Genomic DNA, 24023 nt, shown 5'->3' with positions numbered 1-24023 from the left:
ATCAGCCAGCCTTCCGCTCGCTGTTGTCGAATGCACAAACTGCATTGACCGTTGCATAAATGCAACGCATAGTAAAGGCAGACCGTTGCATAAATGCAACATGTGTCGCCAACGCCAAAGCACCAACCCTGAAAGGAGGTCTATTTCGCATGTCCACAAACAAGCCATCCAAACCAACGAGGCGTCGTCGTGAGCGTCGTGCTCGCATCCGTGCGGACGTTCGCAAGCAGCCCGACCTCGCCCGCATCGCCCTCACCATCCAGGCGTTGGCGCTCGCGCAGGCCGAGAAGGAGGCCCAAGCCGAGGCCGACGCTCACAAGGAGAAGTCCTCGTGAGCGGGCCCTTCATCTGGACCGACCTCTTCATCCCGGCCCCCGTCAGCGAGGACGCTGCTCGCGCAGCCCTGTCCTCACTGGCGGGGCTCAGCGGACAACCGCGCATCGTTCTCGAAGCCACTGGTCGGCAGGGTGCGGTCACCTGGAAGCTCGGCGCCAACGCCACCGATACGCCGCGCATCCTTCGCGCGCTCGGCGGCCAGCTGCCCGACCTACGCAGTCAGCGCCGCGCCTCCACCTTCGACGGACTGCGAGCCGACACCGCCGCCGCACTCAAGGTCCGCGGTGACCGCGCAGCGCCGCTCAACCACAACGCCATTCAGCCAACGACCCGCGGCGTCCTCACCGTACTGGCGAGCGCACGAAAGGGAGAGCTCGTTCATCTCCAGCTTGTCCTTGGCCCGCGTTCTCGTCCGAGTCGGCCACTCCCCCCGAACCGCCGCCAGAGTCCGAAACGACTCGAGCACCGCTTCGCCTGCGGGGTGCGCGTTGGCGCCTCCACGTCGGACCCGGCCCGCTCACGCAGCCTCATCGAAGGAGTCATCGGAGCGCTCCGTCAACTCGAAGCACCGGGCCTCCGACTCAGCGTCAGCCGCGCCTCGCTCGGTCAGTTCTCGTACGCCAAGAGTCCACTCGTCTGGTCCAACTCCCTCAGCGTCTCGGACCTCGTCCCCCTTACTGGCTGGCCCGTCGCTGCTTCGTCGGATCGGCTGCCCGGTGTCCGGTCGCCGCATCCGCGGCTCCTCACCCCGTCCGACGCGGTGGCGCGCAGCGGTCGGTCAATCGGCGTCTCTTCTACCTCGTCCACTCGACGCGTCGCGCTCTCTGTCGAAGACTCACTCCGCCACCTGCACCTCATCGGGCCAACCGGCGTCGGCAAGAGCACGCTGCTCACACACCTCGCGCTGCAAGACATCAACGCCGGTCGCGGCGTGGCAGTCATCGACCCGAAGGGCGACGTCATCGACGACCTCTTGACCCGGATCGACGAGCGTCACCTCGACCGGGTCGTGGTGCTCGACGCCCGCGATCAGATGCCAGTGGGGCTCAACCCGCTTACGGGCACGAGTGACCCCGATCTGGCTGCCGACGTGCTGCTGGCGTTGTTTCGCTCGCTCTACGGCGAGGGCTGGCTGCCACGAACACACGAGCTGCTCCAGGCCAGCTTGCTGACGCTGGCACGTCGCGGTGACGCCTCGATCGCCATGCTGCCGCTGCTGCTCTCTAGCCCCGGCTTCCGTCGCTCCATCGTGGGGCAGGCGAGCACGGACGACCCAATGGGGCTCGGTGCGTACTGGGGGTGGTACGACGCCATCTCAGACGCCGAGCGGCAGCAGGCCACCGCGCCGCTCCTACGTCGCCTCCGACCCATCCTCATGCGCCCCGGCATCCGCGCCATCTTCGGGCAGCGCAAACCCAAGTTCGACATGCGCGACGTCTTCACCAAGAAGAAGGTGCTCCTCGTCAGCCTCGCCAAGGGTGCCGTCGGGCCCGAGGCCGCCGACCTGCTCGGCTCCATCGTGGTGTCGCAGCTCTGGACGGCCGCGCTTGCCCGAGTCGATCTGCCGTCGGCGAAGCGCCATCCCGTCATGGTGCACATCGACGAGGTGCAGGACTACCTGCGACTGCCCGGCGACCTCGGTGACGCGCTCGCCCAGGCCCGTGGCCTCGGCGTCGGCTACACGCTGGCTCACCAGCACCTCGACCAGCTGCCGCAGCAGCTGCGTAGAGCCGTCCTTGCCAACGCTCGTTCCCGCGTCGCCTTCGGGCTGCCACACGCGGATGCCCGCGACATCGCGGCGACGACGCGCGGACGCCTAGTGCCTCAGGACTTCGAGTCGCTGCCGGCCTTCGCTGCCTACGCCTCGCTCCTTAGCCGCAACGAACCCGGCGACTGGGTCAGCGTCACTACCGAACCGCTCCCCCAGGCGCTGCGGACCGCCGACGAGCCGAGAGAGCGCTCCCGCCAGCGCTACGGCCAGCCGCTGAGCGAGGTCGAAGCCGATCTGCTCGGCCTCATCGAGCCACCGCGCTCGTCCCGCGAAACCTTCGGCCGCGCTCCGCGTCGTCCCGCAGATGGAGGCTCCTCATGACCCGTTACATCCCCGGTAGAGGGCTTCCGCTCGCCCTTCCGCTCGGCACCGAGCCGGATCGGACATCTTCGCTGGTCAGGGCAGAGTTCCGCGCCCTTCGGGGGACGAATACTCCGGCGACTCTGTCTCCGGAGCTCACCCCCAGCAAGCGTCGCCGCCGCGTCGACGCTGACGTGCTGGCCCGCATCGCCGAACTCATGCCAGAGCGCGACTGGGAAGTGCTCCGCCGCATCTCTGAGCACCGCTACCTGACGACCCACCACATCCAGTCCTTCGTCTTCACGACCCTCGGCACGCCTGAGTCTGCTGCTCGCACGACCCGGCATGTGCTGCAGCGCCTGGCCCGTAACGCCCTGATCCGGGTAACCCAGCAGCGCGTCGGCGGCAGCCGTGCTGGCAGCGCCGCGAAGGTCTGGCAGCTTGCCCCAGCCGGCGCTCGCCTCATCCAGGACGACGGCGCCACCAAGCGCACCCACGAACCATCACTGCGCTTCCTCAAGCATTGCCTCGCGATCGCCGACGTCCACCTCGGTGCGCTCGATCTCGAGAAGATCAGCAACGTCACCAAGGTCCACGTCGAAACAGAGCCGACCTCGTGGCGGCGCTACACCGGTCCTGGTGGTGAACCGCGCTGGCTGCAACCAGACCTGGCGGTGATCATCCACCTGACCGACTTCAGCGACCGCTGGTTCATCGAGGTCGACCTCGGCACTGAGTCGCTGCCGACACTACTCAAGAAGTGCGGCCAGTACGAGGCCTATCGGGCGAGCGGCATCGAGCAGGAGACGCACGGCGCCTTCCCGCTGGTGCTCTGGATGTTCAGCCGGAGCGACCGGGCAGAGAAGCTGAAGGCTGCCATCCTGCGTTCGCCGCGCCTGACGCCTGAGCTCTACCGCTTCGCCACCGCCGACACCGTGCAGGCTGTGCTCCGGGAGCCGCTGCCATGACGAGACATCTCCCCCGCAATCAGATCCTGACCGGAGACGCCACCGAACGGCTCGCCGACCTCCCGGACCACTCCATTGACAGCCTCGTCACCAGCCCGCCGTACTTCCGCCTCCGCGACTACCAGGCGACCGGACAACTTGGCCTCGAGTCACATATCGACGACTGGGTCAGCCACCTCCGCGCCGTGCTGCAAGAAGCCGCCCGTGTCCTCGTTCCGACCGGCACCGTCTGGCTCAACCTCGGCGACAGCTTCAGCACGCACAAAAGAGAAGGGGCGACGCGTAAGAGCCTGCTCTTTGGTCCCGAGCGATTAGCACTGGCGCTCATCGAGGACGGATGGACGATCCGGAACAAGGTGGTCTGGGCCAAAACCACCACCGTGCCCTCCAGCGTCACCGACCGCCTCAGCACTCGCTACGAACTCGTCTACCTGCTGGTCCGCTCCCGCACGTACTACTTCGACCTCGACAGCATCCGCGAGCCGCACACCAGCCGCGTCCCGAAGAAGCGCGCCATCACCATCCGCGACGAGCGACCGGCCTGGCTCGGCCCCAACAGCGACGGCGACAGCGGACTCGCCAAGCTGCATGCCCGGGGTATCCGGGGCCACCCGCTCGGCAAGAACCCGGGCGACGTCTGGCGGCTCGGCGTCAGCGGCTTCCGCGGCGCCCACTTCGCGACTTTCCCCGAAAGTCTGGCGCGCCGCATGGTCGAAGCAGGGACGCCGCGTATCCGCTGCAGCCAGTGCCGCGCGCCGTGGACCCGAAAACTCATCCGCACCGGGGACGCAGCAGAACGAGCACCACCACGCCCGACCTGCGACCACGAGTCCGCCGAACCGGGCATCGTGCTCGACCCGTTCATCGGGTCAGGGACAACTGCCATCGCCGCAAGCAAGCTCGGCCGCGACTGGCTGGGTATCGAGCTCAACCCGGACTTCGTCGAACTCGCCAACGAGCGCATCGAGCAGGCGGTCCGCCACCCATCAACAAGCAACCGAAAGGAGGTGTCATGAATGAACAGCAACCAGCAAGTCCAGAGCACGAATCAACCCCGGACTCGCCTCGAGTCTGGATCGCCAGCTTGGCCGACTACAACGCCGGCCGGCTCCATGGCGACTGGGTCGACGCGGCCGTCGAGGGAGAGGAACTCGTCGCCGCAGCAGAGGCCATCCTCGCGACGAGTCAAGAGCCTGGGGCAGAGGAGTGGGCCATCTTCGACTTCGACAACTTCGGTCCGTACCGCGTCGGTGAGTACGAGGACCTGCACCAAGTGGCCGCCGTCGCCCGAGGGATCGCCGAGGACGGGGAAGCCTTCGCCACCTACGCCCAGCTATCCGGCGCACGTGGCGAGGACCTCGAGACTGGCTACGTCGAGGCCTTCGTCGGTTACTGGCACTCCCTCAGCGCCTTCGTCGACGACCTACTCGACGATCTCGGCATTCGTGAGTCACTCGCCGACTCGTTGCCCGACTGGCTCGCAGCCCACGTCTCAATTGATCGCGACGGCGTGCTGCGAGACCTGCTGGTCGACCTGCACTACGAAGACGCCTCGGACGGCGGCGTCTACATCTATCGGCTCTGACCGACGGCCTCATCGGGGGCCTGCGACCGCTGATTGCGACGGCATCCGCCGTCGCCGGTCGCACCACCCCGAGGAGGTGCTCCGAGCAACACCCTCGGACAAGTCCCTCAGGAAGGAGGAGAGGCACATGAAGACACTCGCCGTACGACTGGAAGATGAGCAGCACGCTCGTCTGACCATCCTGTCGAAGCTCGCCGAAGTGGCCGTCACGGACACCATCCGTACTGCCATCGAGGAGCGCCTCACCAAGATGTCGAACGACCCAGAGATCTCAGCCAAGGCTGAGTCGCTGGCCGCCGAGATCGACCGTGAAGCTGCCGAGCAGCGCGCCGCCATCGCCGGACTCTTCGGAGATGGCACCAAGCCGCGCACAAGCTCCCGCTCGAAGAGCGCCGGAGCCTGAGGTGAAGTCACGCCTCTCTCGCGACAGGAACCGTCGACGCTGCCCACCCGGCACGTCGCTCGGTTCCTGTCGCGCTGAACAACCAGAACTAGAAGCGGGGCAGGCTCAGCAGGTTGTCGGTGTACGTGCCGTTCGCCGCCGTCCTCAAGTAGGGCGGGCTGGCATTCACGACGTGCACCTTGACGTCGTACCGGCCGTCAGCCGACACCCGGGCCTCGCCGCCACCGTTGATCCAGTCGACCGCCCGCTGCTTCGTCCACCACGCCTCATTGGAAGTGCCGTACTCAGACCAATAGACATGCGTGATGTGCTCGTGCTGCTGCGAGTCCTTCGGACTCATGCTGATCCCGGTGATGTAGATCAAGGCTCGACTCCCTGGCTGTCGAGGACGCCGTCTGCTCGAACGTCCGCTCTCCTGAGCATCCCCCGTCGCGCTGACAAATCTGCACGTTCGTCCCAGCGGTCAGGCCCGGAAAGCGCAAATTGGGTGGTGCATTTATGCAACACAAGGCGTATAATGAGAGCAGAACCAATTAATTGCATGGAGAATCAAATGGACGAAAAGCAAGCTCGGAAACTCGGGAAAATGCTGCAGCAGTCACGCGAAACTCAAGGGCTCTCAGCCCGTGAAGTAGCGACTCGAAGCGGCCTCGTCGCCTCAAGCGTCAGACGCCTGGAACAGGGCGCGATTGCGAACCCGGGAATCGAGACGCTCAAATCTCTAGCTGACGTGCTCGACCTCGATGCTTCCGACCTCTACGCCACCGCTGGCGTCATGCCGACCAACGGACTGCCGAGTTTCGCGCCCTACCTGCGCAGCAAGTACAGCGACCTTCCTGACAGCGCTCAGGCAGAGCTCGAAAAGACCTTCGCCCGTATCGCTGCCAAGCATGGCTACGACCCCGGCGGGCCGAACCCCGGCGAGGACGAAGCGCAGTAACCAGACAACCAACTAAACAGCCCGACTAGGGAAAGGAGGCTTACATGAACACATCACCATCACCATCACCACTCTCGAGCCTCCGCGCCCTGCTGCCGCACCGCGTCGTGAACTTCGCCGAGGCGCTGCAGATCGCTGAACAGCAAGCCCGCCGACTGGTCGACCTCATTGATGACGTCGACGGCATCCACGAACTTCATGTGGCTGCAATGCCGCGCATCCGCGTCGTGCACGAAGTCCTGCCGGTATCCGGTCTGAGCTACTGGAACGGCAAGCACTGGGTAATTGCTCTCTCGAAGACCGAGAGTGTCACGCGCCAACGTTTCACCTTGCTCCACGAGTTCAAGCACATCGTCGACCATGGTTCGACTGATCTGCTCTACACCGGGGATCGCCGCCACACGGCTGAACAGCAGGCCGAGTCCGCCGCCGACTATTTCGCCGGCTGCGCGCTCGTCGACAAGCGCGCCCTCAAGTCAGCATGGGGCAACAGGGTGCAGCGCGTTGAAGACCTCGCGTCACAGTTCAGCGTCAGCCCCGACGCCATGCGCGTCCGTCTGTCTCAGACTGGTCTCGACGTCGTCGTCGATAAGGTCCCGGCGCCTCGCTGCGCCCGTCCCGTCGCCACCCCTCGATCCAAGGCGCAGCGGTTTCGTGCCACCCGTCCTCGCTACTCCCAGAGGAGATACGCATGAACGACATCGCACTGGCTCCGATCGGTATTCGCCCGATGGCCGTCATCTACCTACGGGTGAGCACCAAGGACCAGGCCTCACGCGGCGGTGAGGCGGAAGGCTTCTCCATCCCAGCGCAGCGCGACGCGTGCCTTCGCAAAGCCGAGTCCCTCGGTGCCGTCGTCGTTGCTGAGTTCGTCGATGCCGGGGAAAGCGCTCGCTCGGCCAACCGGCCCGAGCTCAAGAACATGCTGAAGTTCATCAGACAGAACAAGGTCGCCCACGTCATCGTGCACAAGGTCGACCGCCTCGCTCGTAACCGAGCCGACGACGTCGAGATCAACCTGCAGCTCCAAGCATCCGGCGCACAGCTGGTGTCGTGCTCCGAGAACATCGATGAGACACCGAGCGGTGTGCTCCTACACGGCATCATGAGCTCGATCGCGGAGTTCTACTCGCGCAACCTGGCTGCTGAGTCCAAGAAGGGGATGCGCCAGAAGGTGAAGAACGGGGGCACCGCCGGCATGGCGCCCTTCGGCTACATCAACACTCGTACCCGCAACAACGATGGCCGCGAGGTTCGCACTGTCGAGCTCGACTCCGAGCGCGCCGAGTGGGTGCCGTGGATCTTCGAGCACTATGCATCCGGCGACTGGACCGCAGCCGCACTTCGTGACGAACTCAACCGACGAGGCGTCATGACACGTCCACGTCCAAATCGGCCGAGCCGTCCAATCGCCACCTCTCACGTCCACGCCATTCTTCGCAATCGCTACTACCTCGGGTTCGTCACCTTCGAGGGCGTCGAGTACCCGGGGCAGCACGAGGCACTGGTGTCCGAAGAACTGTTCCAGCGCGTCCAACGCATGCGCGCCGCCAGGGCACAGAGCAAGGAGAAGCCTCGCGTCTTCAACCACTACCTGAAGGGATCCGTCTTCTGCGGGCAGTGTGGTGAGCCGCTGACCTTTGCCAGGTCGCGCAACCGCCAAGGCACCACCTACGACTACTTCATCTGCATCGGCCGCAATAGCCACCGGAACGGGTGCACCTTCCGTGCGATCGAGGCCGCTCAGCTCGAACGGCTCGTACAAGAGCACTGGAAGACCGTCACGATGAAGTCCACGCACGTCGCGCAGATCCGCGCCTTGCTTCTCGAGCACATGGGCATCGTGCTCCCGTCGAGCGCAGCCAACCGCGAGGTCTTAGAAGGAGAGTTGGGTTCCGTCGAACGCGACAGTCAGAAGGTGTTGGAGGCGTACTACGCGGACGCGATCGACGTGCAGGAGCTGAAGAGCGAGCAGCGTCGACTGGCGGTGCGCCGCGGTGCCATCGAGGCCGAGTCCTCGAAGCACAAGTTCGACGAAGGTGTCATCACTCGTTCTCTTGAGCTGTGTCTCGAACTCCTGACCAGTGGTCAGAAGCACTACGAGCAGGCGGACAAGCTCGCACGACGCGAACTCAACCAAGCCATGTTCGAGCACCTCTACGTCGATGACGACGAGATCGTGGCGAGCGACATGAATGAGGCATTCCGGCGACTCATCTCCGAAGACCTCGCCGTCGAACTGGAGAGCGAGCGGAAGACCCACCAAAAGCGTCAGACCAGAACTAGTGGCCTCTACGCTCTGCCAGGGGTCGATGAAAACGCCCACAGGGGTGGCGAGCAGGGCTCATGGGACTTGCCGCCGCGCGCCCGTCGAACACGGCCCGAGGACCGGATTCGACCGTTTCTGACCCTCGAACGCCCTCGGGGTCACCTCTCATGGGAAAAGAAAGAACCACGGCCCTCAGAGGACCGTGGTTCCAACGACTTACTTTTGGTAGCGGGGACAGGATTTGAACCTGTGACCTCTGGGTTATGAGCCCAGCGAGCTACCGAACTGCTCCACCCCGCGTCGCACATAGAACATTACGCCACGGTGAACGGGGATCCAAATCGGGGGTGTGAGACGACGCTCACAGGGGTTCTCTCGACTCGCGAGACCGGCGATCCGCTCCTACCGTCGTGTGGAAAGGAGTCGTCGGTGATCGCAGGTCGGTACAGGCTCGAGCGCGAGATCGGTCGAGGTCGCTCCACGAGCGTGTGGGCAGGCCACGACACCCTTCTCGACCGTCGGGTGGCACTCAAGAGACTGGGCTTCTCGCCCGGCTCCGACGAGGTCGACGCCGCACGCGCCGAGCGTGAGGCGAGGCTCGCCGCACGGGTCCACCACCCGCACGTCGTCTCCGTCTACGACCTCGCCGACGACGGCGACTTCACCTGGCTGGTCATGGAGCTCGTCGACGGGCCGACCCTCGCCGACCTCGCACAGCACGGTCCCCTCGACCTCGGACGTGCCGCCCGTCTCCTGGCCCAGGTCGCCGACGCACTCGCCGCGGCGCATGCCGACGGGCTCGTGCACCGCGACGTCAAGCCGTCGAACGTCTTCGTCACCGGCGACGACGTCGCGAAGCTCGGCGACTTCGGGATCGCCCGCCGCGAGGACGACGAGGCGCTCACCCGCACGGGCCTCATCACCGGCTCGCCCGCCTACCTCTCCCCCGAGATCGCCCGCGGGTCCACCGCCACGGCCGCGGGCGACGTGTGGGCCTTCGGCATCACCGTCTACCGCGTGGTCACCGGCACAGCGCCTTATGACGTGGAGGGTGACGACGTCGTCACCGCCGTGCAGAAGATCCTCGAGGCGCCGGCGCCCGCACTGCCCGCCGACCACCCGCTGGCTCCCGTCGTCGCCGCGTCGACGCGCCATGACCCCGCCGACCGCGCCACCATGCGCGACACCGCCGACCTCCTGCAGACGCTCGCCGCGCCCGGCGGCCTCGGTCACCTCCGGCCTGTGCCGGCCGACCTGGCCGTCGCGCGTGCCGCGACCGCACGAGCGACCGAGTCGACCGCGACGATCCCCGTCCTCGACAGGCCGCGCCCCGCGGTCGCGCAGCCACGAGCCGTCCGCGCGACCACGACCACTCCACCAACGCTCCCGCCACCGGCCCGCCGACGACGCGGACCACGTCGTCGCGACCGGCGCACGATCCTGGTCGCCGCCGCCGCGCTCGTCGCCTTCGGTGCGGCCGGTGCCGGCGTGGTCGCGACGACGGGCGACGACACGGCCCCGGTCGCCGCGGCCACGTCGGCACGCCCACCGCTCACCGTCCAGCAGCGCCTCGAGAAGTTCGCCACCGACTACGTCCAGACGGCCGCCAGCGACCCGCAACGTGGCTTCCGACTGCTCACCGCCTCGTACCAGCAGGCCAGCGGCGGCATCGCCGGCTACACCGACTTCTGGGGACGCGTCAGCGACGTGCGTGTCGAGGGGGTGCGCTCCGACCCCGACCAGATGCGGGTGACGTACACGTACTCCTACGAGATCGGCGGGGTCCGCCGGACCCAGGCCCTGACACTGCTGCTCGCGCAGGAGGGCGACCGCTACCTCATCCGCGGCGCGCTCGCGGCCTGAGCTCAGAGCGTCTCGCGCTCCAGCACCGAGTTCGGTCGGAACGACACCGGCTCACCACGACGCGTGGGGCGCACCAGGTCGAAGCCCGCCGTCGTCACCAGCACCCACCGGCGCGGGCGCTGCGCACGGCCCAGCCTCTGGGCGGGATCGCCGGCCACCTCCCGCGCACACGCCACGTGGCACGGCGGGAACCCGAACTCCCCGTCGAGGGCCTCGTCGGGGGTGCCGACGAACGCGACCGGACGCGTCAACGTCTGGCCGCACACCCCGCAGATCCGGCTCAGGGAGCACCGGATGGCCTGCTTCTTCACGACCTTCTCGTGCGTGCCGCGTCCCTCGTCGTCCACGCACGCGAACGGCAGCGCCGAGCCCTCGACCATCGGACCCGACGCCGCCGTCACCGCACCCTCGCTCACGACGTGGCGGCCGCGTTCGTCCAGCGGCCCAGCTCGTGGCGACGTCCGGGGCGCTCGTCGTCGCGCAGTCGACGACTGCGGGGCGCGGGCGGCGCCGGGTTGTCCTTCGTCCGACGGTTCGGCAGCGACAGCTTCATGATGGTGCGCAGCGTCTGGCCGTACTGCTTGTACAGCGGACCGGTCGTGTAGGGGATGCCGTAGCGCTGGCAGAGGTCCTTGACCTTCACCGAGATCTCCGCGTACCGGTTGCTGGGCAGGTCGGGGAACAGGTGGTGCTCGATCTGGTAGCCGAGCTGGCCGCTCATGACGTGGAGGAGCTTGCCGCCCTCGAAGTTGGCCGACCCGAGCATCTGGCGCAGGTACCACTCCGCGCGCGTCTCGTCCTCCAGCTCCTCCTCCGTGAAGTGCACCGCACCGTCCGGGAAGTGCCCGCAGAAGATGATCATGTACGCCCACACGTTGCGCACGAGGTTGGACGTGACGTTCGCCGTCAGCGTGCTCAGGAACGCCGGACCGGTCAGTGCCGGGTAGACGACGTAGTCCTTGAGCGCCTGCTTGCCGATCTTGTCGCCGATCTGCTTGAGCTGGCGCTTGAGCAGCTTCGGGTCCTTCTCGCCCTTGCGGATGGCCTCGATGTCGAGGTCGTGCAGCGCCACGCCGTACTCGAAGAACAGCGCCAGCAGGGCGTTGTAGATCGGCTGGCCGAGGTTGTACGGCGTCCACTTCTGGTCGCGGCTCATCCGCAGGATCCCGTAGCCCACGTCGTTGTCGTGGCCGAGCACGTTCGTGAACTGGTGGTGGATGTAGTTGTGCGAGTGCTTCCACTGCTCGGCCGGCTGGGTCGTGTCCCACTCCCAGCTGCTCGAGTGCACCTCCGGGTCGTTCATCCAGTCCCACTGGCCGTGCATCGTGTTGTGGCCGATCTCCATGTTCTCCAGGATCTTGGCCGACGACAGCAGGGCCGTCCCGAGCAGCCACGCGGGCGGGAACAGGCTCGCGAACAGGGTGATGCGCCCGGCGGCGGCCAGCCGTCGCTGCAGCGCGATGATGCGCAGCACGTAGTCGCGGTCGGCCTGACCACGACTGGCCTCGACCTCGGCGCGGATCTCGTCGAGCTCACGCCCGATCGCCTCGACCTCCTCGTCGGTCAGGTGGGTGTACTCGCGCACGTCGGCGTAGGCCATGGGTGTCTCCTCAGATCTTGAGCGTGCAGTCGGTGGCGGCGACGCTGATGCAGGTCTGCACGTACTCGCCCTCGGTGTGCTCGTCGCCGCTGCGCAGGTCCTTCACGCGGCCGCTGAGCAGCGGCACGTCGCACGTGTGGCAGATGCCCATGCGACAGCCGAACAGCATGTTGACGCCGGCCTGCTCGCCGGCCTCCAGCAGCGTCGTGGCCCCGTCGACCTCGACGCTCTTGCCCGTGTCGCCGAAGGTGATCGTGCCGCCCTCGGCGTCGGTCTCCGTGGCGCCGAGCGAGAACCGCTCGACGTGCAGGTCCTCGTCGCGCCCGAGCCGCTCGAAGTGCTCGACCAGAGCGTCGAGCATGGGCTGCGGCCCGCACGCCCACGTCTCCCGGTCGGTCCAGTCGTGGCAGACGTCGTCGAGCTGGTCGGGCGTCAGGAAGCCGTCACGGTCGGTGAACCGCTCGTAGAAGGTGAAGCGTTCGTGCTTCGCGGCCAGCTCGCGCAGCTCGGCGAGGAACATCATGTCGTCCTCGTCGACGGCGGAGTAGGCGAGGAAGACGTCGGGCATCGAGTCGCGTCGGTCGAGGGTGCGCAGGATCGACATGACCGGGGTGATGCCGCTGCCGCCGACGACGAACAGCATCCTCTCCGGCGGCGGGTCGGGGAGCACGAAGTCGCCCTGCGGCGACTCCAGGCGCACGATCGTCCCCGGCTCGAGGCCGTTGACGAGGTGCTCGGACAGGAAGCCCTCGGGCATGGCCTTCACGGTGATGGCCACCGTGCCCTCGGAGCGGACGGGCGCCGACGACAACGAGTAGGACCGCCAGTGGAAGCGCCCGTCGATCTCCACCCCGATGCCGATGTACTGGCCGGGCTGGAAGTCGAACGACCAGCCCCACCCGGGCTTGATGACGAGCGTCGCCGAGCGGTCGGTCACCTGCTCGACCCGCTCGACGCGGCCACGCAGCTCGCGCGCGGACCACAGCGGGTTGATGAGCTTGAGGTAGTCGTCGGGGTGCAGCGGCGTCGTGAACGCCTTGCCGACCGCACGCACACGACGCAGCACGGTCGACCTCTCGATCAGTGAGTCAGCCATCGGCCCGCCTCCCCGGTCTCGCGCCCTCCAGGACGACCCCTGTCGGCCGTGTGGTGTGCGTCACGGCGAGCGTACGTCCGTCCAGGAGTCCGCGCTCGGCAACGCGGCACATCCATCCACGGGCTGAGACCATGCGTTACATTGCGTACAATGTAATTGTGCACTTTCGAGTTGCGGCATAGCCGTGGGCGACCAGACTCGAAGGTGCCAGAGCGCACGATCCCCGACACAGACGGAGGAACACCCATGAGCACGCTCGAGACCAACGGCATCCAGATCAGCTACACCGACAGCGGCGGAGACGGCCGCCCCGTCGTCCTCATCCACGGCTGGCCCCTCAGCGGCGCCTCCTGGTCGGAGCAGGTCCCGGCCCTGACCGAGGCCGGCTACCGCGTCATCACCTACGACCGTCGTGGCTTCGGCGCCAGTGACAAGCCCGACACGGGCTACGACTACGACACGTTCACCGAGGACCTCGCCGGCCTGCTGGAGCAGCTCGAGGTCACCGACGCCACCATCGTCGGCTTCTCGATGGGCGGCGGCGAGGTGGCCCGCTACCTCGGCTCGCGCGGCTCGGAGCGCATCCACTCGGCCGTCTTCGCCGGCGCCGTGCCGCCGTACCTGCTGAAGACCGACGACAACCCCGACGGCGGCCTCACGCCCGAGGACGTCCAGGGCTTCAAGGACGGCGTCAGCGACGACCGCGCCGGCTTTCTCGAGGGGTTCATCACGAACTTCTTCAGCGCGAACGACGAGCTCAAGGTGACCGAGGCCCAGCGTCAGGAGGCGCTCGGCCTCGTCGAGCCCGCGTCGACGACGGCCATGCTCGGCTGCGTCGAGGCCTTCGGCACCACCGACTTCCGCGACGACCTCGAGAAGATCGACGTGCCGACGCTCGTCATCCACGGCGACGCTGACGCCGTCGTGCCCTTCGAGGTCTCCGGCAAGCGCACGGGCGAGACGGTGAAGGACGCCACGGTCCACGTCGTCGCCGACGGCCCGCACGGGTTCAACGTGAGCCACGCCGGGGAGTTCAACCGCGTGCTGCTCGACTTCCTGCAGCGCTGACCCCGCCCCGCCCCGGCGGACCACCCGCCGCGAAGGCCCCTCCCGGACCCGTCCGGGAGGGGCCTCGTGCGTCCTGGTCGTCAAGGTGACGAAACGGTTAAGCCCGAGATTGCAGGCTCCTCAGCCCTGGCGCAGCAGCAGGCTCGGGGTGAGACTGTCTCCCATGCCTCGCCCCTCCAGGGCAGGCACGCCTTGTCCCACGGGGGGACGCCGGACCACGGTCCGGTAGCAGAGAGGACGCACCACCTTGCGCACACGCCGCACACGGCTGCTCCGTTCAGGAGCCGCCTCCACCATCGCGCTCGCGCTCGCCATCACCTCGGCGGGCGCAGCGAACGCCGCGAACGACGACCCGCGCGCCAAGGTCGAGCAGGCCCCGGAGCGGGCCGCGCAGACCGACGAGGTCAAGGACGCGCCGGCCGGCGACAAGCTCGGCCAGCCCGACCGCGAGCTGCTCGCCGAGGCGCGGCAGAACGGTGACAAGCGCGTCACCGTCATGATCGCCACCCAGCGCAAGGCCACCGGGGCCGTCGTCGACGCCCTCGAGTCGTCGGGCGCCTGGGTCGGTCGCGTCGACGACAAGCTGGGCTACGTCCGCGCCAGCGTGCCCACGTCGCGCGTGGAGAAGGTCGCCGCGCTCTCGAAGGTCACGGCCGTCGACCTCGACGAGACCATCCCGATCGACGACCCCGCCCCCGGCAAGGTCTCGGCCGACGGTTCCGCGCCCACCAGCGCGCCCGGCGCGAGCACCCCGAACGCGAACCCGTACATGCCCACGCGCGAGACCGGCACGACCGACTTCGTCGCGAAGAACCCGAAGTACGACGGCCGCGGCGTCACCATCGGCATCATCGACTCCGGCGTCGACCTCGACCACCCGGCCCTGCAGGAGACCAGCACCGGCGAGCGCAAGATCGTCGACTGGGTCACCGGCACCGACCCGCTCCTCGACGACGACGGCACATGGCGGGCCATGCTCACGTCCGTCAAGGCGACCCCGACGTTCACCTACGCCGAGCAGACCTGGACCGCGCCGCGCGAGGGCACCTTCCGCGTCAACCGCTTCAGCGAGAGCATCACCGCCGGCAGCGAGCCCGACGGCGACGTGAACCGCGACGGCGACACCACCGACCGGTTCGGCATCCTCTACGACGAGGACACCCACGACATCTGGGTCGACGCGAACCAGGACAACGTCTTCTCCGACGACGAGCTCATGCGCCCGTACAAGGAGAAGTTCCAGGTCGGCCACTTCGGCACCGACGACCCGTCGACCGACATCGTCGAGCGCATGCCGTTCACCGTCGAGTACCGCGAGGACGTCAGTCTCGCGCCCGCCGACCTGCCCGGCACCGCCGACTTCGTCAACATCGGCATCGTCGAGGACGCGCACGGCAGCCACGTCGCCGGGATCGCGGCCGGTCACTCGCTGTTCGGTGGCGCCATGAACGGCCAGGCGCCCGGCGCCAAGATCGTGTCGAGCCGTGCCTGCACGTGGGGTGGCGGCTGCACCGCCGCGGCCCTGCTCGACGGCATGGTCGACCTCGTCACCAACCGCGGTGTCGACGTCGTCAACATGTCCATCGGCGGCCTGCCCGCCCTGAACGACGCGAACAACGCGCGTGCGACGGTCTACGACCGTCTGATCGACGACTACGGCGTGCAGCTGTTCATCTCCGCCGGCAACAGCGGCCCGGGCCTGAACACCATCGGCGACCCGTCCGTGGCCGGCAAGGTCGTGAGCGTGGCGTCGTCCATCTCCAAGGGGACCTGGAAGGCCAACTACGGCTCGGTCGTCTCGGCCGCGCTCGCGCTGCACCCGTTCTCCTCGCGTGGCCCGACGGAGTCCGGCGACTTCAAGCCCAACATCGCGGCCCCCGGCTCGGCGATCTCGACCGTGCCCCAGTGGCTCAAGCAGCCCGACCTCAAGGAGGCCGGCTACACGCTCCCGGTCGGCTACGCCATGTTCAACGGCACGTCGATGGCCTCGCCGCAGGCCGCCGGCGCCGCAGCCGTGCTGCTCTCAGGCACCCTCGCCCGTGAGGTCCCGGTGACGCCCAAGCAGCTGCGCAACGCGCTGTACTCGTCGGCGAAGCTCTTCCCGGGCGAGTCGGTCGCGGGGCAGGGTGCCGGCCAGGTCAACGTGCCCGGTGCGTGGAGCCTGCTGCTCAAGAAGGCCGTCACGGCCGACTACCGCACGGACGCGCCGGTCTGCACCCCGCTGTCGGACTTCCTGGCGAAGCCGGGTCGCGGCACGGGCCTGTACAACCGCTGTGCCGCCGACCAGGGCGGTCAGACGCTGAACAAGGCCAAGAAGTACGACGTCAAGATCACGCGCTCGTCCGGCACCTACCGGTCGGTCAAGCACACGGTCCGCATCGTCGGCAACGACGGCACCTTCCGCGCGCCCACCTCGATCACGCTCGCGCGGGGTCGCACGGTGAGCCTGCCGGTGACCGCCACCGCCAAGACGCAGGGAGCGCACTCGGCGATCGTGGAGATCGACGACCCGGCGACCCCGGTCGTCGACCACCGCGTCATGGTCACGGTCGTGCAGTCCACGGGGCTGACCTCGCCGAGCTTCGCCAAGGAGAACCGCGGCACGGTCCAGCGCAACCGGTCCACGTCGTACTTCGTGTCGGTGCCGGAGGGCGCCAAGGCGCTGCAGGTGAACCTGTCCGGCATCGCCACGCGCAGCCAGACCCGGTTCATCGCGATCAACCCCTACGGCGTCCCGGTCGAGTCGACGGCGTCGACGGCGTGCTACACCAACTTCAGCGACGCGAAGGCCTGCAAGCCGACGTCGCGGAGCTACGCCGACCCGCTGCCGGGCGTCTGGGAGATCGAGGTCGAGTCGCGTCGCACGTCGCCGCTGCTCGACAACCCGTTCACCCTGACCGCCGCCGTCCAGGGCGTCACCGTCGACCCGGCTTCCCAGGAGGTCGCCCCGGCCGCCGAGGGTGGAGCGACCGACCTGGAGTGGACGCTCAAGAACGCGTTCGGTCCGGTCACGGTCACGCCGCGTGGTGGCGACCTGGGCAGTGCCCTCGCGGAGCGCAAGACGATCGACGACGGTGCTCAGCAGACGTACACCGTCGACGTCCCGGAGGGTGCGTCGAGCCTCACGGCGACCATCGGCAGCACGTCCGACGCCGGCGCCGACCTCGACCTCGCCGTCCTCAACGCCGACGGGTCGCTGGCCGGCCAGTCGGCGGACGGTGACTCCGAGGAGTCGGTCACGCTCGACGCACCCGCCGCCGGCACGTACACGGTCGTGGTCCAGGGCTACTCCGTCCCGGCAGGAAGCACCGAGTACGACTACCTGGACGTGTTCTACTCCTCGGGGCTGGGCACGCTCGCGGTCGACGACACGCCCGTCCAGCTGGCACGCGGCGGCTCGGCGGTCGTCCAGGGGTCGCTGCAGCCCACGGCGCAGCCGACCGAGGGTCGCTCGCTGTTCGGCGAGATGCAGGTGGTCTCGTCCGAGGGTGCGGTGCTCGGCAGCGGCACGGTCCGGGTGACCGGCTCGGCTCCCGAGCCGACGCCGTCGGCGACCACCACGACGCCGACCGCCCCGGAGACGGCTCAGCCGCTCGCTCCGCAGGCGACGGCGAAGGACGAGCAGGAGTAGTCAGCCGCGCTCGACCTCGACGACGACGAGCACCGGTCCTCGCTGACAGGTGGTGGTCGCGTCGGGGTCGGGCCGGCCCCGCACGGTGACACGGTCGCCGGCCTCCAGGCCGGCGACCGTTCCTGTGAGCACCCACGTGCGGCCGGTCGCGGCGAGCGTGACGCACCGGTCCTCCGGCGAGCGCTCCACGACGCCCGTGACGCTCTGCAGGCCGGCCGACGGCTTGCCCGTCGGGTCGTCGGGCAGCGTCGGTGTGGGGTCGTCCGGCAGCGACGACGACGGCGCGGGCGCCGCTGTGCCGTCCTGCTCGTCTCCCCCACCGCCGCCCCCGCACCCCGCGAGGACCACCGCCACCAGCACCCACCCGACCCGTCTCATCCCCCCAGCGTGCCACCGCCCCCGAAGCCCCCGCTGGTCGAGCAGCGGCCCCGCGCTAGGGGCACCTCCCGCGGCTCCGCGCTGCTCGACCAGCGAAACCGTCCGCTGGTCGAGCAGCAGCGACGGCGAGCGCCAGCGAGCTCGTCGCTGCGATGGAGCCGTCGCACAGGGGGCGTAGCCGCGACGGAGCGAGACCACCCGGCAACGGATCAGCGTGGACCGGCCCCCAGCGAACCCCCAGAGTGGCCTCGATACGCCCGAAGCACGCTCGTTCCTCGCGGCTCCGCGCTACTCGACCAGCAAAACGCTCCGCTGGTCGAGTAGCGGCCACGCGTGAGGGACGAACGCCGTGGACGCGTATCGAGACCACCCGGCAACGGATCAACGCAAACCGGCCCCCAGCGAACCCCCAGAGTGGCCTCGATACGCCCGAAGCACGCTCGTTCCGCCCCCGCAAGCGGGAGGTGCCCCCAGCGCTCCGCGCTACTCGACCAGCGAAACGCTCCGCTGGTCGAGTAGCGGCACGAGCGACGAAGGAGCTCCGTGCCGCGTATCGAGACCACCCGGCAACGGACCAGCGCGGACCAACCCCCAGCGACAGCCCAGAGTGGTCTCGATACGCCCGACCGGGCTCCTTCGTCGCCGGTCGGACTACTCGACCAGCGGAACCCCGGGCGGGGCTACTGGTCGGACTGGCCGAGGGCGTCCTGGGCGTTCTCGACCGCTGCGTTCATCTGGTCAATCCGACGCTGGTACTCGGCGAGGTCGCCCTCCTCGAGGGCCTTCTGGGCCGCGGAGTAGGCCGCCGATGCGTCGCGCAGGTACTCCTGGGTCGTCTTCGCGCCACCGTCGCCACCGCCGCCGGTGCCGCCGCCCGAGGACTCCTCGTCGGGGTCGGGCACCGACCCCTCGGCCAGGCCGAGCGCGACGCGCAGCGCCTCGTCGAGGGTCTGACCGAAGCCGACCTCCTCGCCGAAGGACGCCGCGACGAACTGCAGCACCGGGTACGTGCCCTCGGTCGCCTGCCGTCGGATGTAGACGGGCTGCACGTACAGCAGCGCGTCGCCGACCGGCAGGGTCAGCAGGTTGCCGTTGAGGACCTGCGCGTCGGACTGACGGAACTGCAGCAACGCCTGGGTCACGCCGCGGTCGGAGCTGAACTGGTTGGCGATCTGGCTCGGACCCGGCACCTGCGTGTCGCTCGGCAGCTGCAGGATCTGCATCTTGCCGTAGTCCTCGCTCGACGCCTCCGAGTTCACCGACATGAACGCAGCCAGGTTCTGGCGGCTGTTCGGGAGGTAGACGCTGGTCAGCGAGAACGCCGGGTCCTCCTGGCCGGGACGGGCCGTCGTCAGGAAGTACGGCGGCTGCTGGGTCTTCGTCTGGCCCGACGGGGTCGCCGGGTCCTCGGGCACACGCCAGCGCTCACCGTCCTCGTAGAACGTCTGCGCGTCCGTCACGTGGTAGCGCTCGAGCACGTTGCGCTGGACCTTGAACAGGTCGACCGGGTAGCGCAGGTGCTCCAGCAGGCTCTGGTCGATCTCCGAGCGGGGCTCGACGACACCCGGGAAGACCTTCATCCACGTCTTGAGGACCGGGTCCTGGGTGTCCCACTGGTACAGCTTCACGCTGCCGTCGTAGGCGTCGACCACGGCCTTGACGGAGTTGCGCATGTAGTTGACGTTGTCCGTCGGCAGCGCGGCCTGCGACGTACCCTGCGTCAGCGTGTCGTCGGTGGCCTGGCGCAGCGAGCGGCGCTCGCTGTAGGGGTAGCTGTTGCTCGTCGTGTAGCCGTCGACGATCCACACCACGCGACCGTCGACGACGGCCGGGTAGGTGTCGCCGTCGACCGTCAGCCACGGTGCGACCTTCTCGACGCGGTCGCGGGGGTGCCGGTCGTAGAGGATCTTGGAGTTCTCGTTGACGCGGTTGGAGAGCACGATGTTGGGCTCGGCGAACTTGAACGCGTAGAGCACCTTGTGGAAGAGGCTGCCGACGGGCACGCCACCCTCGCCGTCGTAGGTGTTCTGCGTCGCGCTCTCGGCGCCGTCGTTGCCCGACCCGCCACCGCGCGGGATGTCGACCTCGATCGGTGCGGCGCCGTCCGGACGACCGACGATCGAGTACGACGGGGAGCTCTCGCCGAAGTAGATCCGCGGCGGCACCTCGGTCTCGATCTCACCGACCGGCGGGATGTCCTTCTCGACCCACACGGGCTCGCCCTGCTCGCCCCGCTGGTTGCCGCGCGCGGCGATGATGCCGTAGCCGTGGGTGTAGACGGTGTGGTCGTTGGCCCAGTTGCGCTGCGAGTCCTGCAGGCCGCCCAGGTCGAGCTCGCGGGCCGCGATGATGACGTCCTGCGGGATGTCGTCGTCGCCGAGCTTGTAGCGGTCGACGTCGAGGGTGTCCGGGACGGTGTAGTAGCCGCGCACCTGCTGCAGCTGCTGGAACGCCGGCGAGATGAGCGTGGGGTCGAGGAGCCGGGTGCTGACGCGCGACTCGGCCGACGCGTTGAGCTCCTGCGGCGTCAGCGTCGTGTTCGCGGTGTAGTCCTCGGTCTCGACGTCGGCGACGTCGTAGGCGTCGCGGGTCGCCTCGATGTTCCGGGCGATGTACGGACCCTCCTTGTCCGGCTCCGACGGCCGCACCTGGAAGGACTGCATCACGTAGGGCCAGACACCGCCGATGAGCACCGAGGTGAGGAGCAGCAGGCCGAGTCCCACCCCCGGCAGCACCCACGACTTCACGAAGACGGACGCGAAGAACAGCACGGCGCACACGAGCGCGACGCCGATGAGGATGTTCGCCGCGGGGATCCGGGCCTTCGCGTCGGTGAAGCCGATGCCGGTGAACAGACCGGACCCGTTGACGGCCAGGTTGTAGCGGTCGAGCCAGTAGCCGAACGCCCGCAGCAGCACGCCGAACCCGACCAGCACCGCGAGGTGCACCTGCGCCGCGCGCGTGAAGCGCGGGCCGCGACCGGCGAACCGGATGCCGCCGAAGACGTAGTGCACGAAGACGCTCACCAGGACGGCCACGACGACCAGGGCGAACAGGAACGAGGACAGGAAGTTGAGCCACGGCAGGTCGAAGACGAAGAAGCCGATGTCCTTCTTGAACTGCGGGTCCTGCTGGCCGAAGGACGTGCCGTGGCGCCACAGCTGGAAGGTCTCCCAGCGCGACGACGCGACGGAGCCGGCGAAGACCGTCAGCACGACCGCGAGCACGACGAGCGCCGGACGCTTCACCGGCGAGAGCGCCTGCCGGTACCGGAACGCGGGGTCGTCGCGGCGCACCGGGAGCGCGTCCGGCTGGAGCCGGTGCGCGAGCCACGCGTTGGCGGCGACGACGAGCCCGAACAGCAGGCCGAGCACCGCGAACAGGCCGACCCGGTTCACGATCACCGTGGTGAACACGTTCGAGTAGTCGACGGACCGGAACCAGAGCCGGTCGGTCCACACCGACGTGAAGATCGACCCGAGGAACAGCAGCGCCGCCAGGGTGACGAGCGTGGGCACGAGCACCTTCCGGCGCTTGTCCACCCCGCCGGGCGTCGGCTCGGGTCGGGGACGGGGGGTACCGAAGATGTCGCTCACGGGGCTCCAGGTGTCGTTCTGGGGTCGGGTCCAGCGGTGGGGCTGACGGTGGGGCGAGCCTACGTCAGGCGTTCAGGTCGAGGGTGCGGAGCAGGGCCTGCACCAGACCGGGCACGAGGTCGGGGCCCTCGAGGAGCGCCGCGTCGGCGGGCGTGCGGGCTCGGACGGCGCTGTGCCGCTCCCCCGTCCGGTCGACGGCGGCCACGAGGCGCACGTCCTGGCGGGCGGGGTGGCCGGCGGCAGCCTCCGCGACCGCGGCCGGGTCCGACGGCAGGTCCTGCTCGGCCTCCGGCGGCAGCATGATCCGCTCGACGACGACGGCGCACCCGTCGACGGCGTCGGGCCACTGGATCTCGTCGAGCACGTCCTCGAGCGGTCGTCCCTCGAGGTGCAGTTCCTGCTCGATCGTCGTGAACCCGTCCGGAGCGTCACGCAGCGGGACGGCGAGCTGGGCGGCGAGCGACGGCTCGGCCTCGACGAGTGCGGCCGTGCGCACGAGCGCGTAGAGGCGGGGCGCCTGGTCCCACCCGTCCGCAGCCACGTGCGCCTCGACCTCGAGCGCGGCCAGCCGCAGCGGCGTGGAGGGCAGTGGCTCCTGCTCGGGCGTGGTCACGAGCACGTCCTGACCCGGGCGTCGGGGTCCTTCGCGAGCGCCTCGAGCTCCTTGACGGCCTCGTCGAAGGTGGCGACGCGCACGAGGGTCATGCCGTGGTCCGAGCCCTGCGCGGCCTCCGCGCAGTTCGCGTCGGGGACGAGGAACACCGTGGCGCCCGCCGCGGCGGCACCGGCGATCTTCTGGCGCACCCCGCCGATGGGACCCACGGTGCCGTCGGGGCTCATGGTGCCGGTGCCGGCGATCTTGCGCCCACCCGTGAGCGAGCCGGGCGTGAGCCGGTCGTAGATCGCGAGCGCGAACATGGTGCCGGCGCTGGGCCCGCCGACCTCGTCGCCGACGTTGTTCTCGACATCGATCGGGAAGTCGTAGACGGTGCCGAGCGAGACGCCCACCCGCGGGACGGATGCGTCGCGCGGGTCGGGGCGGGTGGTCACGTCGACGGTGCGCTGCTTGCCGTCACGGACCACGTCGAGGGTGACGGTCGCACCCGGCTTGACCCGACCCACGGCCTCGACGACCGACGCGGAGGACGGCGTGCGTCGACCGTCGACGGCGGTGATCTCGTCCTTCGGCTTCAACCGGCCCGCGGCGCCACCGTCCTGCGCGACGGCGGCGACGGACGACCGCTCGCCCACGCGGTAGCCGGCGGCCCTCAACGCGACGACGAGCGAGCTGTCCTTGGAGCTGGTCAGCTGCGCCTGGCCCTCGGCCTTCGACGCCGCGGCGGACTCGTCGTCGGGGTAGACGATGTCGCGGGGCACGACGGCCACGTCGGAGGTGAGGAACGCCTCGACGACCGACCCGAGGCTCACGTGGGTGTCGGCCCGGGTGACGGACACCGTGGTGAAGTCCAGCGCACCGTCGACCGGGTAGGTCTTGACGCCCTTGCCGAACGTGAACATCTGCCGGCCGCCGATCTCGCCGAACGTGTCGAACGCCGGACCGGGGCGCATCGTCACGTAGGGGGCGGGCAGCAGGAACGCCACGCAGGTGAGGGCGACGACGCTCACGCCTGCGACGAGCAGGGTGACGTAGCGCCGCCCGAGGCGGTGGGCGTCGGGGTCCAGCGGGGCGCCCTCGGGCACGGCGGTGTCTCGTCCAGGGTCGTCGGGCACGGCTCCACCCTAGAGTTCGGCGACAACCCGGCCGGTCAACAGGCCCCGACCCACACGGCGTCGCCGGTCTCGAACGTCTGGTGCTTCCAGACCGGGACCTCCGCCTTGAGCTCGTCGATGAGCCGGCGGGCACCGACGAACGCCTCGGCGCGGTGGGCGGCGGAGACGCCGACGACGACCGCGAGGTCGCCGATCTCCAGGTCGCCCACCCGGTGCACCGCGGCCACCGCGACGACGTCCTCCTCGGCCGCGACCCGCTCCGCGACGTCGCGCAGCCGCTCGACCGCGCTCGGGTGCGCGCTGTACGACAGGGCGCTGACGTCCTGCCCGCCGTCGTGGTCGCGCACCGTGCCGACGAAGAGGGCCACGCCGCCGGCGTGCGGGTCGCGCACCGCGGCGAAGACCTCGTCGAGGCTCAGGGCGGTGTCGCGGACGTCGACCAGGCGGACCGTGCTCATGGGACACCACCGTAGTCGGCGCGACCGCGC

The 24023-nt window shown here is 68.8% G+C and carries 21 protein-coding genes, 1 tRNA gene and 1 pseudogene; 12 read left to right on the top strand and 11 right to left on the bottom strand.

What is annotated here, in order from left to right; translation table 11 throughout:
- Positions 1-149 precede the first annotated feature (149 nt).
- From AC3WRM_RS00845 to AC3WRM_RS00820, 6 genes are all read left to right on the top strand, one after another.
- On the top strand, positions 150-335 hold the full coding sequence (locus tag AC3WRM_RS00845) for a hypothetical protein (protein ID WP_492246818.1): 186 nt from the start codon (positions 150-152) through the stop codon (positions 333-335).
- Entirely contained in the window at positions 332-2428 is a 2097-nt protein-coding gene (locus tag AC3WRM_RS00840) for a type IV secretory system conjugative DNA transfer family protein (protein ID WP_492246819.1), read from the top strand. Before AC3WRM_RS00845 ends, AC3WRM_RS00840 begins: the two co-directional genes overlap by 4 nt.
- Positions 2425-3375 (top strand): replication-relaxation family protein, encoded by a 951-nt coding sequence (locus AC3WRM_RS00835; protein ID WP_492246820.1) that lies wholly within the window; start codon positions 2425-2427, stop codon positions 3373-3375. Before AC3WRM_RS00840 ends, AC3WRM_RS00835 begins: the two co-directional genes overlap by 4 nt.
- The gene (locus AC3WRM_RS00830) at positions 3372-4391 is read left to right on the top strand and encodes a DNA-methyltransferase (RefSeq protein WP_492246821.1); all 1020 of its coding nucleotides are present in this window, start codon (positions 3372-3374) and stop codon (positions 4389-4391) included. Before AC3WRM_RS00835 ends, AC3WRM_RS00830 begins: the two co-directional genes overlap by 4 nt.
- Positions 4388-4960: an antirestriction protein ArdA gene (locus AC3WRM_RS00825; protein ID WP_492246822.1), complete on the top strand. Its 573-nt coding sequence runs from the start codon at positions 4388-4390 to the stop codon at positions 4958-4960. The genes AC3WRM_RS00830 and AC3WRM_RS00825 overlap by 4 nt, the downstream gene beginning before the upstream one ends.
- Positions 4961-5087: 127 nt before the next feature.
- Positions 5088-5363 (top strand): hypothetical protein, encoded by a 276-nt coding sequence (locus tag AC3WRM_RS00820; protein ID WP_492246823.1) that lies wholly within the window; start codon positions 5088-5090, stop codon positions 5361-5363.
- 88 nt (positions 5364-5451) lie between these two features.
- Here the strand turns inward: AC3WRM_RS00820 and AC3WRM_RS00815 are convergent, their stop codons facing one another.
- Positions 5452-5727, bottom strand: a complete 276-nt coding sequence (locus tag AC3WRM_RS00815) for a DUF3892 domain-containing protein (RefSeq protein ID WP_492246824.1) — start codon at positions 5725-5727, stop codon at positions 5452-5454.
- A gap of 189 nt (positions 5728-5916) precedes the next feature.
- Here AC3WRM_RS00815 and AC3WRM_RS00810 point away from each other — a divergent pair, with 189 nt between their 5' ends.
- The 3 genes and pseudogenes from AC3WRM_RS00810 to AC3WRM_RS00800 all read left to right on the top strand — a co-directional run.
- Complete coding sequence (locus tag AC3WRM_RS00810) at positions 5917-6303, top strand: helix-turn-helix domain-containing protein (RefSeq protein ID WP_492246825.1); 387 nt, start codon at positions 5917-5919, stop codon at positions 6301-6303.
- 44 nt (positions 6304-6347) lie between these two features.
- On the top strand, positions 6348-6998 hold the full coding sequence (locus AC3WRM_RS00805; protein ID WP_492246826.1) for an ImmA/IrrE family metallo-endopeptidase: 651 nt from the start codon (positions 6348-6350) through the stop codon (positions 6996-6998).
- A pseudogene (locus tag AC3WRM_RS00800) lies at positions 6995-8017 on the top strand (recombinase family protein); the annotation flags it as partial. The gene AC3WRM_RS00805 and the pseudogene AC3WRM_RS00800, both read left to right, overlap by 4 nt.
- 162 nt (positions 8018-8179) lie before the next feature.
- Here AC3WRM_RS00800 and AC3WRM_RS00795 read toward each other — a convergent pair.
- Together AC3WRM_RS00795 and AC3WRM_RS00790 are read right to left on the bottom strand one after the other, a co-directional pair.
- The gene (locus AC3WRM_RS00795) at positions 8180-8566 is read right to left on the bottom strand and encodes a hypothetical protein (RefSeq protein WP_492246827.1); all 387 of its coding nucleotides are present in this window, start codon (positions 8564-8566) and stop codon (positions 8180-8182) included.
- Between the two features lie 229 nt (positions 8567-8795).
- Positions 8796-8872: transfer RNA gene (locus AC3WRM_RS00790), tRNA-Met, on the bottom strand.
- A 129-nt stretch (positions 8873-9001) separates the two neighbouring features.
- On the opposite strand from AC3WRM_RS00790, the gene AC3WRM_RS00785 reads away from it, so the two are divergent.
- On the top strand, positions 9002-10435 hold the full coding sequence (locus AC3WRM_RS00785) for a serine/threonine-protein kinase (protein WP_492246828.1): 1434 nt from the start codon (positions 9002-9004) through the stop codon (positions 10433-10435).
- A 2-nt stretch (positions 10436-10437) separates the two neighbouring features.
- Here the strand turns inward: AC3WRM_RS00785 and AC3WRM_RS00780 are convergent, their stop codons facing one another.
- Genes AC3WRM_RS00780 through AC3WRM_RS00770 form a run of 3 tightly spaced genes read right to left on the bottom strand, consistent with a single transcriptional unit; the run spans position 10438 to position 13131 of the window.
- On the bottom strand, positions 10438-10851 hold the full coding sequence (locus AC3WRM_RS00780) for a hypothetical protein (RefSeq protein WP_492246829.1): 414 nt from the start codon (positions 10849-10851) through the stop codon (positions 10438-10440).
- A complete protein-coding gene (locus AC3WRM_RS00775) occupies positions 10848-12035 on the bottom strand; it encodes a fatty acid desaturase family protein (RefSeq protein WP_492246830.1) in 1188 nt (395 codons plus the stop codon). The genes AC3WRM_RS00780 and AC3WRM_RS00775 overlap by 4 nt, the downstream gene beginning before the upstream one ends.
- 10 nt (positions 12036-12045) lie before the next feature.
- The gene (locus AC3WRM_RS00770; RefSeq protein WP_492246831.1) at positions 12046-13131 is read right to left on the bottom strand and encodes a ferredoxin reductase; all 1086 of its coding nucleotides are present in this window, start codon (positions 13129-13131) and stop codon (positions 12046-12048) included.
- A 246-nt stretch (positions 13132-13377) separates the two neighbouring features.
- Here AC3WRM_RS00770 and AC3WRM_RS00765 point away from each other — a divergent pair, with 246 nt between their 5' ends.
- Positions 13378-14199, top strand: a complete 822-nt coding sequence (locus tag AC3WRM_RS00765; RefSeq protein ID WP_492246832.1) for an alpha/beta fold hydrolase — start codon at positions 13378-13380, stop codon at positions 14197-14199.
- A 247-nt stretch (positions 14200-14446) separates the two neighbouring features.
- Positions 14447-17830, top strand: coding sequence for a S8 family serine peptidase (locus AC3WRM_RS00760; protein WP_492246833.1), 3384 nt, complete (start codon positions 14447-14449; stop codon positions 17828-17830).
- On the opposite strand, the gene AC3WRM_RS00755 is transcribed toward AC3WRM_RS00760, so the two are convergent.
- From AC3WRM_RS00755 to AC3WRM_RS00735, 5 genes are all read right to left on the bottom strand, one after another.
- Complete coding sequence (locus tag AC3WRM_RS00755; protein WP_492246834.1) at positions 17831-18208, bottom strand: hypothetical protein; 378 nt, start codon at positions 18206-18208, stop codon at positions 17831-17833.
- Positions 18209-18888: 680 nt separating this feature from the next.
- Entirely contained in the window at positions 18889-21804 is a 2916-nt protein-coding gene (locus AC3WRM_RS00750; RefSeq protein WP_492246835.1) for a UPF0182 family membrane protein, read from the bottom strand.
- Between the two features lie 64 nt (positions 21805-21868).
- Positions 21869-22417 carry a PPA1309 family protein gene (locus AC3WRM_RS00745; protein WP_492246836.1) on the bottom strand — a complete coding sequence of 183 codons (549 nt, stop codon included), beginning with the start codon at positions 22415-22417 and terminating at the stop codon, positions 21869-21871.
- Positions 22414-23535 carry a YlbL family protein gene (locus tag AC3WRM_RS00740; protein ID WP_492246837.1) on the bottom strand — a complete coding sequence of 374 codons (1122 nt, stop codon included), beginning with the start codon at positions 23533-23535 and terminating at the stop codon, positions 22414-22416. Before AC3WRM_RS00740 ends, AC3WRM_RS00745 begins: the two co-directional genes overlap by 4 nt.
- Before the next feature lie 35 nt (positions 23536-23570).
- Entirely contained in the window at positions 23571-23993 is a 423-nt protein-coding gene (locus tag AC3WRM_RS00735; RefSeq protein WP_492246838.1) for a molybdenum cofactor biosynthesis protein MoaE, read from the bottom strand.
- Between the last annotated feature and the right edge of the window lie 30 nt (positions 23994-24023).

Source organism: Aeromicrobium sp. EU05-FHT14F07 (genome assembly GCF_058790455.1).
The sequence above is the reverse complement of the archived record's forward strand: the minus strand, read 5'-3'. Positions and strand labels throughout refer to the sequence as shown.